Genomic DNA, 14,201 nt, shown 5'->3' on the forward strand with positions numbered 1-14,201 from the left:
GAGACTCCGAAAGGTGCGATATACAGGTAAGCGATCGAAGAGAGACTCCGAGGCGCGGGGTGTGTTTTGTGAGTGAGGCCATACATATGGTATGCCGAACGAGCAAAACCGCCACGCAATTCAGTTCAATCCCCGCTGATGTGGGACGGGGACGCAGTAGATCGGACTTTTTTGCGACGCCATCAACCGTAAACCGGTAACTGATCACCGTCAACCTGGGTAGTTATATAGTTTTTATTGATATGATAATACTAACGAAATTCTTTTTGAATTTGATTTAATGGAGAACATGGCCAGACTCATGAAGACTTTCTCATCTAACCAGCCATACGATTTTGATCACGCGGTGATATTTAATTCCATGGCCGAGGGTATCTATGTTCATGACCAGGAAATGACCATCACCTATCTCAATCCTGCGGCAGCAGATATCTCAGGTTGGAAGATTGAGGAGGCTCTGGGTAGAAAATGCTATCAGGTCTTTGGGGATAAGGATAACGTCTGCCAAGCGCTTTGCCCTTTCCAGCGAGCCTTGGCCACGGGCCAATCCGTGGTGAGTGTGATGCGGAGGATTCAGTGTCTTAATGGTGGATTCAAGGATGTCCAGGTGATGATCTCTCCGTACCTGAAAAATAACATACCCGTCGGTGCGATTGTCCTGATCCGTGATGTCTCGGAAAACGCCAAAACACTTGCCGCCTACCAACAGGAGATTGCAGAGCGGAAACAGATTGAAAATGCCTTGTCCCGCCGCAACGACATCCTCTCAGCTATCAGCGCCCTGCAGAATGAGTTTTTACTGGAGGAAGATTCCAGCGCTTTTTTCGGCAAACTGATCAACTTCTTTCTCGACTTGACCGCCAGTCGTTATGGCTTCATCGCTGAAATCGGATATTCACCGGAAGAGGATCTTTTCCTCGAATGCCTCGCCTTTACCGGTCTGCCCAGTGAAACTCATATCGGCGATTCTCCTCATAGGAGGGGGGGCTCAGGGTTGCGGTTGACCTCGCTCGACAATGTATTGGGAGACGTGGTTCGTTCCGGGAAAATCGTCATTGCCAATGACCCGCAACGCGACCTTCGAGGTGGAAAACTACCACCAGGACATCCGGCGCTGGCATCTTTTCTTGGCCTCCCCCTATATGCCGGTAAGGATCTGGTGGGCATGATCGGCCTGGCAAACCGGCCTCAAGGGTATGACCAAACCTTGGTCGATGAGATCAAGCCGGTGGTCGGGGCAGCAGCTAACCTGGCCAAGGCTTATTGCGCCGAACGCGATCGTCGCGAACGGAATCAGTTGATCAGCGTTATGGCTGACACCATTGATGATGTCTTCTGGGTCATAGACTGGCAGACCAAACAGACCCGTTTTGCCAGTAAATCGTTCGAAACAATATGGGGTCAGCCACGGGCCCTCTTGTATCAGCAGCCAAATACCTGGGCCTCTGCCATTCACCCCGATGACCGGCTCCGGGTTGTGGCCGCCATGGCACGTATGGAGGATGGTTTTATCTTTGACGAGCAATACCGGATACTCCGGCCCGATGGTGATACTCGCTGGATTCGCGAACATGCGGTTCTCATCAGGACTGACATGGAACCGGTGCAAGCAGCAGGGGTTGCCCAGGACATCACCAAATGGCGATTGATGGAGTTGGATAATGCCAAACTCCGGCAGCGACTGGAATTTATCCTCGGCATCACCAATACCCGTCTTACTATTATCGATGAGAACTTTGTTCTTCGGTATGTTGATCCGGCTTCGGTCCAAAAGCATGGTCCCTATGAAGGACGACCCTGTTTCGATTACGTTAAATGTCAGGATTTTCCTTGTGATGATGGCGGTGTGACCTGTTGCCTGAAAACGAAAATTCCAATGGTCAGGGAGTCAGTGATCCCCCAGGAAAATTATCGTCCTGTCCAGATATCGACTATTCCCTTTATCGATGAAGCTGGTGAACAACTTTTTGCCCAGGTTACGGTGGATATTTCTCAACTGAAGCGGGCGGAACAGGCGCTGCGGGATAGCGAACGACTTTACCGGGAACTGGTGGAAACTACATCCGCCATCCCCTGGGAACTTGACATTGAAACTCGTCGATTCACCTATGTCGGTCCCCAGGCGACTGACATATTGGGGTATCCACCCGAGGAGTGGACCGATTTTACCTTTTGCTCCAGCCTGGTTGTTCCCGAAGACCGCGAGGTAGCCGTTGCCTTATGCCTTGAGGCCACAACCCGCGGGGAAGATCATCGTCTTGACTACCGGATGCAGACTCGCGAGGGCAGAGTTGTGTGGATTCACAACATGGTGTCAGTGATCAAGGAAGATGGACGACCTCGCTGGCTGCGCGGGTTTTTTTTCGACATCACTCCCCTGAAAGAAGCCGAGCTTGCTTTAGGCCGCCACGCCAACACCCAAGAGTTGCATAACCGCCTGCTAGAACTTTCGTTCTCCACTCTGACGCTGACAGAGACCTTGAGCCAATGCCTTGCGTTGATCACGACCATTCCCTGGCTCCATGTTCAACCCAAAGGGGTGATCTTTCTGAAAGATCCGAAACAGGACGTTCTGGTCCTGAAGGCGCAGGTCGGCTTGCCAGATGATGTCATAAGCGCCTGCGGCCGGGTTGAATTCGCGGCATGTCTTTGTGGTCAGGCAGCCCAAACCGAGACCGTGATATGGGTAAATGAAATTGATGGTCGGCACACCATCCGGTATGCCGGGATGAAGCCTCATGGTCACTTCTGTGTGCCATTTTTTTCCTCACAGCACAAACTGCTTGGCGTCTTTACCCTCTATATCGAGCCGCAGGCTGATCGCGACAAGAGTTTAGAGGACACCTTGATCATGCTGGCCAAGGTGCTGGCCCTGATCATCGAGCGCAAGCTGATTGAGGAGGAGATTGTCAAAGCCAGGGACGAGTGGGCCAGTACCTTTGACGCGGTCAGCGATATGATTATGATCATCGACAGCGATTATCGGGTGATCAAGGTCAATCGAGCCATGGCCGACCGGTTGGGCGGCGCGCCTGACACGTTTCAAGGAGAGTTCTGTTATCGACTGCTCCACAATACCGAAAGCGAGCTTGCGAGCTGTCCCCACGCCCAGACCCTCAACGACGGCCAGTCCCATACCTGCGAGATTCGTGAGGAGTGGCTTGATTGTGATTTCAGCTGCAGCGTTGCCCCTATTGAGATATCAGACGGCAGAGTAACCAGAACAGTCCATGTGCTTAATGATATCTCGGAGCGGATCGCTCACGAACGACAACTACGCCAACACGCCGATACTCAGGCAGAACTTCTGCGAGAGGTTAACCATCGGGTCAAGAATAATTTGACTGCGATTCTCAGCATCATCCATAAGGAAGAAGATCGAGCCACTTCAGAAAATCGAGATTACGACATCTCCCGTCTCTCCGAAATTGAGAGTCGGATCGAAGGATTGCTAATCGTGCATAGCATGCTTTCAGCTTCCATGTGGCAGCCGCTTTTCTTGAATGCCCTCTGTCGGGAAGTGGCTCAGCGAACAATTCAGGTTGTGAGCGGCAATGCCGAGCAGATCACCCTCCTCATTTCTCCTTCGATCGTCAGGGTGACCAGTGATCAAGCCCATTATCTGGCCCTGGTCATTAACGAATTGACGACTAACACCATTAAATATGCGATCCAGGGCCAGTCATGCTGTCAGATTGGGATAACGATCACCCAGGATGGCGACCGGATCGGGCTGACATACCAGGACGACGGCCCTGGCTTTCCAGAGGTGGTCCTCTCCGGAAATTTACACGCCATTGGCATCGGTCTCGATCTGGTAACAGGCATCGTTAACAAGAGCTTACGAGGTGAGCTTACATTCAGCAACGAATCAGGCGGGGTAGTCCGTATCACCTTTGGTGAAAAAACTGAATCATCAATTCAAGCAGGCGGAGAGTGAGTATGCCATGGAACGAACCGATTACCGTGTTGATTGCCGAAGACGACTACCTCATCAGTGAGGAGATCAAGCGGGTGATGACTAAAACCAGTCGCTATACAGTGGTGGGCGAGGCCTTTGATGGCAAAGAGGCGCTGGCTATGACCATGACCTTGAATCCTGATGTTGTGCTCATGGACATCGAGATGCCGGAGATGAATGGGTTGGAGTCCGCCCGCCAGATCCAGAAACATCGTCCGACCCCGATTGTGGTTCTCACCGCCCATGAATCACAACAGTTTGTCGATCAGGCCTGTCTACAGACCGGCATTGGCGCTTATCTGACCAAGCCGCCCAACTTTTCCGAAATTGATCGGGCCATTGCCATTGCCATTGCTCGGCATCAGGATATGGTTGCCCTTCGGGCCACTAACGAAGCGCTAGAGAGAAAGGTGAAAGAAGTCCATGCCTTGCATGGTATCTTGCCGATCTGCTGCTTCTGCAAACGTATCCGTAATGATAACAATGAGTGGGAGCAAATAGAGACCTATATCCATCATCGTTCCGCCGCTTCCTTTAGCCATAGTTTCTGCCCAGAATGCGCCAAGATAAATTATCCAGAAGAATGTAGACAGATTTTTCCTAAGGACGATGACTGACAGTAATTTTGGGGTCTGAAAATATGATGCAGTCAAACCGCGTGCTTGTCTTTGTCGTCATACCAGCATGTTCCTAGCTGGTATCCAGCGGATAACGTGGATTCCGGTTAAAAACATACCGGAATGACGGACGTTTTGAAACTTGATAAACGGTATATTAATAATTTTCGATTGATACAGGAATGAAAATGGAACAATTTGTTGATTGGGAACGTGTTATTCAGTCGATCAGTGACTTGGTGATGATCCTTGATTTGGATCAACGGATTATTGCTGTTAACTCTGCTACCGAAAAGGCTACAGGAAAAACTGAAAAAGAACTTGTCGGTCATTATTGTTTTGAAGTGTTTCATTGCTCTCCTTACCCGCCCGCAGTTTGCCCGCATCAAAAAATACTCAAATCAATGTCTCCTAAAACCGAGGATATGGTGATGGAGGCCTTGAACGGTCAGTATTTAGTCACAGAGACCCCGATATTTGATCACCAAGGACACATTGTCAGAACAGTGTGTATTGCCAAGGACATTACGGAACGTAAGACAATAGAAAAAAATTATAAAGAATCCAGTGAAATCCTTGATAAAATATTTTTAGTTCCCCATTTCATGGTCGTCCTGCTGGACAATAATTTTAATTTTATCCGTGTGAACCGCGCCTATGCCGAGACATCCAACCATGCACCGGATTTTTTTGTCGGCAAGAATCACTTTGCTCTCTATCCCCATCAAGAAAATGAGGCTATTTTTCGTCAGGTTGTGGCCACAGGTGAGCCTTTTACTGTCTTTGCCAAACCATTCGAGTATCCAGAGCAACCAGAACGAGGCATTACCTATTGGGACTGGTCCCTCTATCCGATAAAAGATGCGTCCGGCGATGTGGATGGACTTCTCTTCACCCTTATTGAGGTTACGGAAAGAAAACGGTCAGAAGTAATTCGGCAGGCAGAAGAGGGGAAATATAGACGTCTGGTTGAAAATATTGGCAGTGAGTATTTCCTCTACTCCCATGACACCGGCGGTGTACTCACTTATGTCAGTCCGTCAATTACGGATATTCTCGGCTATAGCCAACAGGAATTTCTAACCAGTTTTGACCAGTATATGACTGACAATCCAAAGAATAAGCCAGACGTTCGGCATACAGAACTTAGCAGTATAAAAGAGATCAAACAACGTCACTATGAGGTTGAAATATATCACCGCAACGGTTCGGTCCATACCCTTGAAGTGATCGAAGAACCAGTATTTGATAACAAGGGGAAGGTTGTTTCAGTGGAAGGTATTGCTCATGATGTTTCCGAGCAGAGAAGAGTCGCTGCAGAACTCCTGGCCAAGGAAATGCAGTGGGCAAATGCTATGGACTTCATTGATGATGCGATCTATCTGGTTGATCTTGATGACAAGGTGAAAGTGGCAAATAAGGCTTTTTGTCGACTTGTTGGCTTAACACCTGAACAGGTTATTGGTCATGATATAGCCCAAATCATTCACCCTCAGGGAGAAGCCGTCCCCTGTTCGGTGTGTTTGGCTCGACAAGAAAGACGGGATGCCGTCATCGCTATGGATACCGATAATCCATCCAATCCAAGCGGACATCCTATTCAGGTTATGGTCAATATTATTCGGGACCAAGAAGGGGCGCCAAACAGTGTCTTAATGGGAATTCGTGACATGTCACCCTGGGCGGAGATTCAGAAACAGGGTCAAATTTTCAATCAAATTCATGAGGCGGTCATTACTACGGATACTCACGGCACGATTACCAGCTGGAATGCGGGGGCTGAGAAACTCACAGGCTTTATGGCGGACGAACAGCTTGGCAGCCCAATTGCTCGCTTGTTTGAAAAGGGTGAGTTGCCGGTAGCGAATACCTCTGCCCCGGAAATGGAATCGCTCCTGAAATCAAATTCAGGGGTAGATATTCCTGTTCTTATCTCTGCATCAAGACTTCAAAGCGTTTTAGGTGAAACGAGCGGTAAAATTTATTGCCTGATGGATTTGACCGAGAATAAGAAAGTCGAGGAAAAATTCCGCCAATCGCAAAAAATGGAGTCCATCGGTACTCTTGCTGGTGGCATTGCTCATGATTTCAATAATATTCTCAATGCTATCATCGGCTACACTGATCTTGCCATGATGCGAGATAAAGACCAAACTGTGGGATTACATGATGATCTGCGTCAGGTTCGCCTGGCGGGGGAACGGGCCACGGACCTGGTCCGTCAGATCCTGACCTTCAGTCGTAAAAAGCAAAAGGAAAAAACACCAATTCAGATATCCTTGGTTATCAAGGAGGCCTTAAAACTGTTACGGGCTTCCCTTCCCTCCACCATTGAGATTCGGCAAGAAATCAATTCCCAGGGAGTGATATTGGCAGATTCCACCGAGATGCATCAATTGATCATGAACCTTTGCACCAATGCCTTTCATGCCATGATGGATCGGGGTGGTGTTCTCGATGTTTCCCTGAAGGAAATGGTTATTGCCCATCAAATATTTGACAGTGACACCGAGTTGCCCCCAGGAAACTATGTAGTCTTATCGGTTCGCGACACCGGGTGCGGTATGGATAAGGATACCATGCTCAAGATCTTTGATCCCTATTTCACCACTAAAACTCCAGAGAGAGGCACTGGATTGGGCTTAGCTGTCGTTCATGGGATTGTTAAAGGCCATCATGGCAAGATCACGGTCTCCAGTGAACTAGGGCACGGCGCCATCTTTACGGTGTATCTTCCCTTGATAGTAGAGGACGAAACTTTGACAGTTATTGAAGAAGTCCCTCCTCGCTCAAGGAAGCATGAACGGGTCATGGTGGTGGACGACGAGAGCGCTATCCGCGACCTGAACAGCTATTTCTTGGATCAAGCCGGGTACCGGGTCGAGTCCTTTGCCAATGGCTTTGAGGCATGGAATGCTTTTGCTCTGAGTCCTGGAGAATGGGATCTCCTGATTACTGATCAGACCATGCCCGAGATGACCGGCGAGCAACTTATAGCTAAAGTGCAGGCGATCCGACCTGATCTGCCCATTATTCTTTGTTCCGGCTACAGTCCGATAACAGGGAGTACTCAGATCCCAAAGACTAAATTAACCACCTTTCTGGAAAAACCGGTTACCAGGAATAAGCTGCTCAGTCAAGTCGCCAAGGCTTTGATGGAAAAGTCATAGGTGGAGGGGTACCCTGCAATCGCTTACAGTTCTGAGGTAGAGCGCAGTTTCTAGTCGCTACCCCATGATCACTTACATGGATGGACCAGCGGCGCTATCAGGCATCTAGCATACTTCTATTCAGGCGGATCAACTATGGCTGAAAAAACTCAACCTTCAATGAAAGAGAAAGGAAATATTCTTTTCGTTGGCGGCAACAGCTTTGTCAGGGATTCTTTTATTACTCTGTTTGAACGAGAAGGGTATGACTGTAAGTCCGTAAGTATGGCTAAAGATGCACTCCAACTGCTTAAGATTAATCGCTTCACCATAGTTTTGATTGATACCCCCTTGGCAGATATGAATGGGCTTGATCTGTGTCGTCGTATTCATCGCCTGTATCCTGCAAAGAGACAGATACTGTTTGTCGATTACCAGAACAGGCCGACAGTACGTGAGGCCTGTGAGGCAGGGATTGTAGACTGGATCGAGAAGCCGGTGAGCTCAAGCGCGGTTGATAGGGTTATCTTCAGAGTGAAAAAGTAACTGCTCAGGTTATTGGTTATCGGTTGACAGTTGACGGTGATTGGATCTTGCTAATGGATCAGCATACACTGACATCAAGCATCATTCGAAAATTTATGACTAATCATGATTCTTTTATCGTAAAGTGATAACTGTTAACTGTTAACCTAATTAGTAGTTACGTGAATTTATAAATTTAGGATAACTCATGAAACAGAGTGATTTAGTTAACGATAGCGCCAAGACCTTGTTGCTAGATATCGTCAATCGGATTCTTTCAACCCTGAACCTTGATCGTCTGCTGGATGAGATACCTGGGGAGGCGGCATCCTTGGTCAAGGCGCGCTACTGCGCCCTGGGGATCTTTGATCAGCAGGGTGGTTTTGAATATTATAAGCCCTACGGGATTACGGTAGATCACTTTTCCCGGATGACGAAACAACAAAGCCTGCCCTTGGGTAAAGGGTTGTTAGGGCTGCTGTATAAAGGCAGGAGCGCTGTCCGGGTGTCTGATATCGCGGAACATCCTGCCTCATGCGGCTTTCCTCAAGGCCATCCGGAGATGACCAGTTTTCTTGGGGTACCCCTGGTGTTCGGTGATGAGACAATCGGCGCCCTCTATCTCACCGACCAGACCGAGGGTTGCGCCTTCAGTGAGGAGGATGAGAAGCTGGTTACCTTACTGGCAGCATCCCTAGCCGTTGCCATCCGTAACGCCAGAATGATAAGGAAAATCGAAAATCAGAGGGATGAACATGCGGTGCTTCATCAAGTGGCGGCCCTGACTTCTTGTGGCTATTCCCTTGATGACTTTCTGCCAGTTGTGCTTGATGCGGTTCTAGCGATTCAATCCCTGTGCTATCTGCAGAAGGGCGCTATCTTTCTCAGTAATAATACCTCAAAAGTCCTGATGCTCAAGGTGGCACGAAATTATTCAGAAGAGCAGTTGAGATTATGCAAACTGGTGCCTTTCGGCACCTGCCTCTGCGGTCTTGCTGCGGCTCATATGGAGGTTATTGCCTGCAGTAGGTGCCAGAGCGATGAGCACCATGTGCTTCGCTATGCGGACATGGAAGAGCATGGTCATGTTATTGTGCCCCTGAAAAGCGCAGGAGAGGTCCAAGGTGTGCTCTGTCTTTATCTTCCTGCAGGGTATCAGCTCTGCACGGAGGAGCATCAACTGTTTGAGGCCATGGCAGACATCATCTCTTTAGGGATCAGTAATGCCAAAAAAACAGTGGAAATAGAACAACGAGCCATTGATCTTGATCGATTCAACCAGCAGTTAGCAAAAATGGTCCAGCAGAGGACGATCGCCCTGGAATCGATCAATACAGAACTTCAGATTGCCAAGAACATGGCCGAGTCTTCTGACCGGGCAAAAAGCGCCTTTCTGGCCAATATGTCCCATGAACTGCGGACTCCGCTCAACTCAATTATTGGTTTCGGTGATGTTCTCAGAAAAGAGATGGTTGGCTCTCTGAATGAAGAGCAGCATGACTATCTGAACGACCTGGTGGAAAGTGGTGATCATCTGTTGTCCTTGATCAATGATATCCTTGACCTCAGCAAGGTCGAGGCTGACAGGATGGAGCTTGATCTGCAGGAAACCGATGTCAATGATCTGGTGTCAAGAAGCATGGTGATGTTCAAGGAGAAGGCCATGACCCATGCCATTCGCTTGACCTCAACGGTGGAAGAGGGGCTTGGCGAAATCGTGGTTGATGAGCGTCGGGTACGGCAGGTCCTGGTAAATATTATCAGTAATGCCATGAAATTTACCCCTGATGGCGGCACGGTGGAGGTTATAGTTAAAAAGCGCCTGTCTGACCCTGAATGGGTCGAGTTCAGTGTCCATGATAGCGGGCCGGGAATCGCGGACAAAGACATGGACAAACTTTTTCAGCCGTTTCAGCAGCTTGAATTTCACTTAGAGAAAAAGCATCAAGGGACCGGACTCGGCCTTGTTCTTTGTAAGAGATTCATTGAACTGCATGGCGGTAGCATCTGGGTGGAAAGCACGGTGGGCAAGGGTAGCGTCTTCACCTTCCTGTTGGCGCGGAAACCGCCTGCCGAAGATGTCCTACCCCCGCACCCCTCTCATCATCCGCCAGCAGAAAAGAGTGGTGATCCCCTGTCCGGGCTGCCACCAATGTCGGTTATCACCGAACATGCTGAACGGGTTGAAGGGCTTCAGCAAAGAATAGGGTTGAATTTCGGCCTTCTTCGGCTTGATGTGAGGGGGAATGATAATGAGGCGCTGGCATCTCTTGTGGAGCGACTTATCGATGGGGTCAGGAGCAATGAGATCTTGGCGCGGGGCAATAGACCTGGGAATATCTATATCCTCTTGCTCGGCGTTAATACTGAAAAAATTCATGGTGCGGAAGAGAGGTTTAGGAAGATACTTCAATTAAATCCCTGCAGATTCGATATTTGGTGCGCCAGCAGCCTGGCGGATGGTGATAGCCTGGAAGAGCTGTTAATGAAGGTTAATGCGGATGCTAGAATCTAGACAGTGCATGGCGGCACGCTAAATTTTACAGACTTGGAAAAGGGGGGCATCTTTGTTTTGGAGATTCCACTTTCCTCTTCAGAAACACTGGTGGGCGGAAAACTATGAAAAAAATTGCTGCGTTGCTGGTAACGATTGTGTTCGCGGCTGTTGCCGTGTTCCTGATGCCCAGGCTTAGGGAGGAATTCTCTCCGGAGCCATTAGCGCCGTCGTCTCCACCAATGCGATTAGCCCGTTATTACTGGCCGGGCCAGTTTTGGAAGGAGATCGCCCAGGATCGCGGCTGGTTCGCCGAGGCGGGGCTCGCGGTGGAATTGGTCGACACTAACCCTGATTATTACGCCTCCCTTGATGCCATGGTGGCTGGGGCCTTGGATGAAAACGATTTTACTCTGTTTGATGCCGTTCACTACCAGGCCAAAGGTGCGGACCTGGTAATCATCCTCAACACTGCCAATTCCACAGGTGTCGACGGTATTGTTGGTCGGCGCGAGCTTAAGGGGATCGATGACTTGCGCGGCAGGACCATCGGCGTTAGCCGCAACACCTATCTGCAATACCTGCTGCAGGAGGTGTTGCTTCGCCACCGGCTCTCTCTGGAGGACGTCCGACTCCAGGACATGCCGACGGAAAAGGCGGTGGTCGCTTTTGCCGAAGGCTCGCTGGATGCCGTTGTCGCGTGGGAACCCTTGCTTGGCAAGGCCGCAGCTCAGGGCAACGGTCATCTGCTTTTCAACACCTCGAAAATGGTTAACTCGTTGCCCGGCGTTTCCGTGGTACGACGGCAATTCGTTGAGGAGCGGCCAGCCGATATCCAGCGTTTTGTGACGGTCTGGAAACGGACAGTATCCTACATGGAAGAGAACCCGGATGAGGCCTTTGGAATTATTGCCCAGCGCTACGGGGTTCCCCTCTCCGAGGTTTTGGCCCTGGTGAAGGCCAACCGAATAGCCGGGGTCAAGGAGAATAGAATTGCCTTTACCTATGCCTCTGGCCGGAGTTCGCTGCATGGCCTTGTTCTGCGGCTTGCTTCCTATCAACTGCAGCACAAGCTGATTGAAGTGCCGGTGGATGTTTTTTCCTTGATTGAACCCCGGTTCTTTCAGGAGGTGACACGGTGAAATTTTCAACCAGACTCAGTCTCTTTTTTATCCTGGCCGCGTCTCTGTTTGCGCCGATCCTGGGGCTTGCGGTTTATTACCCGGTGCGGACCCTTCTCCAGAAAGAGATTATCAGCCGTCAGGAGCGAGCGACTCAGCAGCTCATGGCGAATGTAGATCAGGCCCTCTTTCAGGTTTATGAAGATATTGAGATAGTGGCTGCAGAGGACCTTTTCGGCCAATGGTTGACTCTATCGGTCGCTGAAAGGGAACAGCGGCTTGGTGAAGCCCATCGGGTTGCCGCGGTGCTTGAGGAAAAACTGCAACTTACCGGACCCTGGGACTCCCTCTTTCTGGTAGATCTTCAGCGACGCATCGTCATTGCCACCGATCCTCGAGAACATGGTAAAAGCATCGACCTGGAACCTCTCGGGGCGGTGGCCTACGAGGTGGCGCTCTCCGGTAAAACATACTACTCCGATGTTGTCATCTCTGAGGATACCGGTTTGCCGACGGTGCTCTTCGCCGCTCCTCTGATTCGTCAGGAGGAGGTTGGTCAGCCAGTGGTCGGGGTGGTGATCGGCCACTTCGCTTGGTATTCCATCCTGCAGCTTTTCGATCGGGAAGATTCGGATCATCAGATCCATCTCTTCAACCGTGATGGCACTGTGATCGCCACTCGGACAGCAGAACGCCAGGCCGTACTCCATGAAGATCTCTCCCATCTCGAGCCGGTCAAGCGGCTTCAAGGGGGTGAACGTTCGGGCAGCGCCTTTTACATCGATTCCCATCAGCAGAATGAGGCTGTGCTCGCCTCCTTCTCCGCCCAGCAGGGGTATCTGGCATACGAAGGGAAGGGCTGGGGACTGCTCTGTGAAGTACCCCAGGCCAAGGTGCTTACTCCGGTCCGGCAGTTGGCCTGGGGTATTGTCACTCTGGTAACCGTTCTGCTACTGCTGGTGATGTTTGCCATTGTTGCCATCAGCAAGCAACTGACCCGGCCCATAGTCAGCTTGACTAAAATGGCGCAGCAGGTCGCTGCTGGTAACTTGGATCTGCGGACGCCGATTTCCAGGAGGTATGATGAGATTGGACTGTTGAGCACGGCCTTCAATTCGATGCTGGACGATCTTGAGAAGATCACAGTCTCCCGGGATTATGTGGAAAAAATCCGAGAGCAGATGGCTGAAGCCCAACGTATCGCCCATATTGGCAACTGGGAGTGGGATGTTGCCACGAACCTTCTCCATTGGTCTGATGAGGTGTACCGCATTTTCGGTCTTGCTCCCCATGATTTTGAGGCAACTTACGAGGCCTTTATTGCCCGGGTTCACCCCGATGACCGGGAGGAGGTCAAGGCGGCGGTGACAAAGGCTCTGCTTGATGGTCGACCGTATTCCATCGAGCACAGGATTCTACGTTCGGACGGCAGCGTTCGGGTGGTCCACGAACTGGCCGAAACCGTCCTTGATGAGGCAGGAAACCTGCTACGGATGATTGGTACAGTCCATGACATCAGTGTGCGCAAGGAGGCAGAGAAACAACTGCGGGCTAGCGAAGAATTCATTCGGGAGATTCTCGATACCCTTGATTTCAGTGTCGCGGTGCTCGACAGGACTGGAGTGATTATTGCGGTGAATGAGCCTTGGCGCTTTTTTGCTCGACAAAACGGTGGTGCCGAAGGGTTGGGGGTTGGGAGCAGCTATCTTGCGGCCTGTCTGCGTTCAAGCGAGGATGAAATCGCGCGGCAGGTTGCCGTCGGCCTCCAGTCGGTGCTTGACGGTAAGGAGTCACATTTTCAGATCGAGTATCCCTGCGACTCACCAACGGAGAAGCGCTGGTTCCTGCTTCATGCCGTGGCTTTCTCCTCCCGTCGCGGCGGACTCATCGTCTCCCATTTGAATATCACCGGTCGTCGGGAGGCGGAGGAACAGTTGCAGCACTATTCCAAGTCTCTTGAGGAGATGGTATTGACCCGCACCGAGGAGTTGGAGCAGAAAAAGGTGGAGGCCGAGTTGGCCAACCGGGCCAAGAGCCAGTTTTTGGCCAATATGAGCCATGAGTTGAAAACGCCGCTCAATGCAATCATCGGTTTTTCAGACCTTTTGCTCAAAGGGGTGGTTGGCGAGCTTGCCGAGCAACAGCGAGACTTTCTTGCCGATATCCGCAACAGTGGCGGTCGTCTGGCCGAGCTGGTGGAAGATATGTTGGACGTGGCCGCTATCGATACTGAGCGGAAGCCGCTCACTCTTGTGCCTCTTGATCTTTCGGGGCTGCTGCAGTCGATGCTCGTCGATATCCGGGAGAAGTATCGCGACAAAGATCTACAGACCA

General features: G+C 50.5%; 7 protein-coding genes. All 7 read left to right on the forward strand.

Translation table 11 applies throughout. The features are described from left to right. The first annotated feature begins 280 nt into the window (after window positions 1-280). Window positions 281-3,940 carry a PAS domain S-box protein gene (locus tag FP815_15825; GenBank protein ID MBA3016398.1) on the forward strand — a complete coding sequence of 1,220 codons (3,660 nt, stop codon included), beginning with the start codon at window positions 281-283 and terminating at the stop codon, window positions 3,938-3,940. A 2-nt stretch (window positions 3,941-3,942) separates the two neighbouring features. Beyond that, a complete protein-coding gene (locus FP815_15830; protein MBA3016399.1) occupies window positions 3,943-4,578 on the forward strand; it encodes a response regulator in 636 nt (211 codons plus the stop codon). A gap of 182 nt (window positions 4,579-4,760) precedes the next feature. After that, window positions 4,761-7,748, forward strand: a complete 2,988-nt coding sequence (locus FP815_15835; protein ID MBA3016400.1) for a PAS domain S-box protein — start codon at window positions 4,761-4,763, stop codon at window positions 7,746-7,748. Between the two features lie 135 nt (window positions 7,749-7,883). Then, the gene (locus FP815_15840; protein ID MBA3016401.1) at window positions 7,884-8,273 is read left to right on the forward strand and encodes a response regulator; all 390 of its coding nucleotides are present in this window, start codon (window positions 7,884-7,886) and stop codon (window positions 8,271-8,273) included. Between the two features lie 187 nt (window positions 8,274-8,460). Continuing rightward, on the forward strand, window positions 8,461-10,767 hold the full coding sequence (locus FP815_15845; GenBank protein MBA3016402.1) for a GAF domain-containing protein: 2,307 nt from the start codon (window positions 8,461-8,463) through the stop codon (window positions 10,765-10,767). Window positions 10,768-10,871: 104 nt separating this feature from the next. Further along, entirely contained in the window at window positions 10,872-11,888 is a 1,017-nt protein-coding gene (locus FP815_15850; GenBank protein MBA3016403.1) for a hypothetical protein, read from the forward strand. Beyond that, window positions 11,885-14,201, forward strand: a 2,317-nt coding sequence (locus tag FP815_15855; protein ID MBA3016404.1) for a PAS domain S-box protein, incomplete at its 3' end; no start/stop codon positions are given. The genes FP815_15850 and FP815_15855, both read left to right, overlap by 4 nt.

This window comes from Desulfobulbaceae bacterium, assembly GCA_013792005.1.
Lineage (GTDB): Bacteria > Desulfobacterota > Desulfobulbia > Desulfobulbales > VMSU01 > VMSU01.

What these genes read in the sequence shown, in the direction of transcription:
- FP815_15825 (MBA3016398.1), top strand. Translation starts at nt 281, where the DNA reads ATGGAGAACATGGCCAGACTCATGAAGACTTTCTCATCTAACCAGCCA.
- FP815_15830 (MBA3016399.1), top strand. Translation starts at nt 3,943, where the DNA reads ATGCCATGGAACGAACCGATTACCGTGTTGATTGCCGAAGACGACTAC.
- FP815_15835 (MBA3016400.1), top strand. Translation starts at nt 4,761, where the DNA reads ATGAAAATGGAACAATTTGTTGATTGGGAACGTGTTATTCAGTCGATC.
- FP815_15840 (MBA3016401.1), top strand. Translation starts at nt 7,884, where the DNA reads ATGGCTGAAAAAACTCAACCTTCAATGAAAGAGAAAGGAAATATTCTT.
- FP815_15845 (MBA3016402.1), top strand. Translation starts at nt 8,461, where the DNA reads ATGAAACAGAGTGATTTAGTTAACGATAGCGCCAAGACCTTGTTGCTA.
- FP815_15850 (MBA3016403.1), top strand. Translation starts at nt 10,872, where the DNA reads ATGAAAAAAATTGCTGCGTTGCTGGTAACGATTGTGTTCGCGGCTGTT.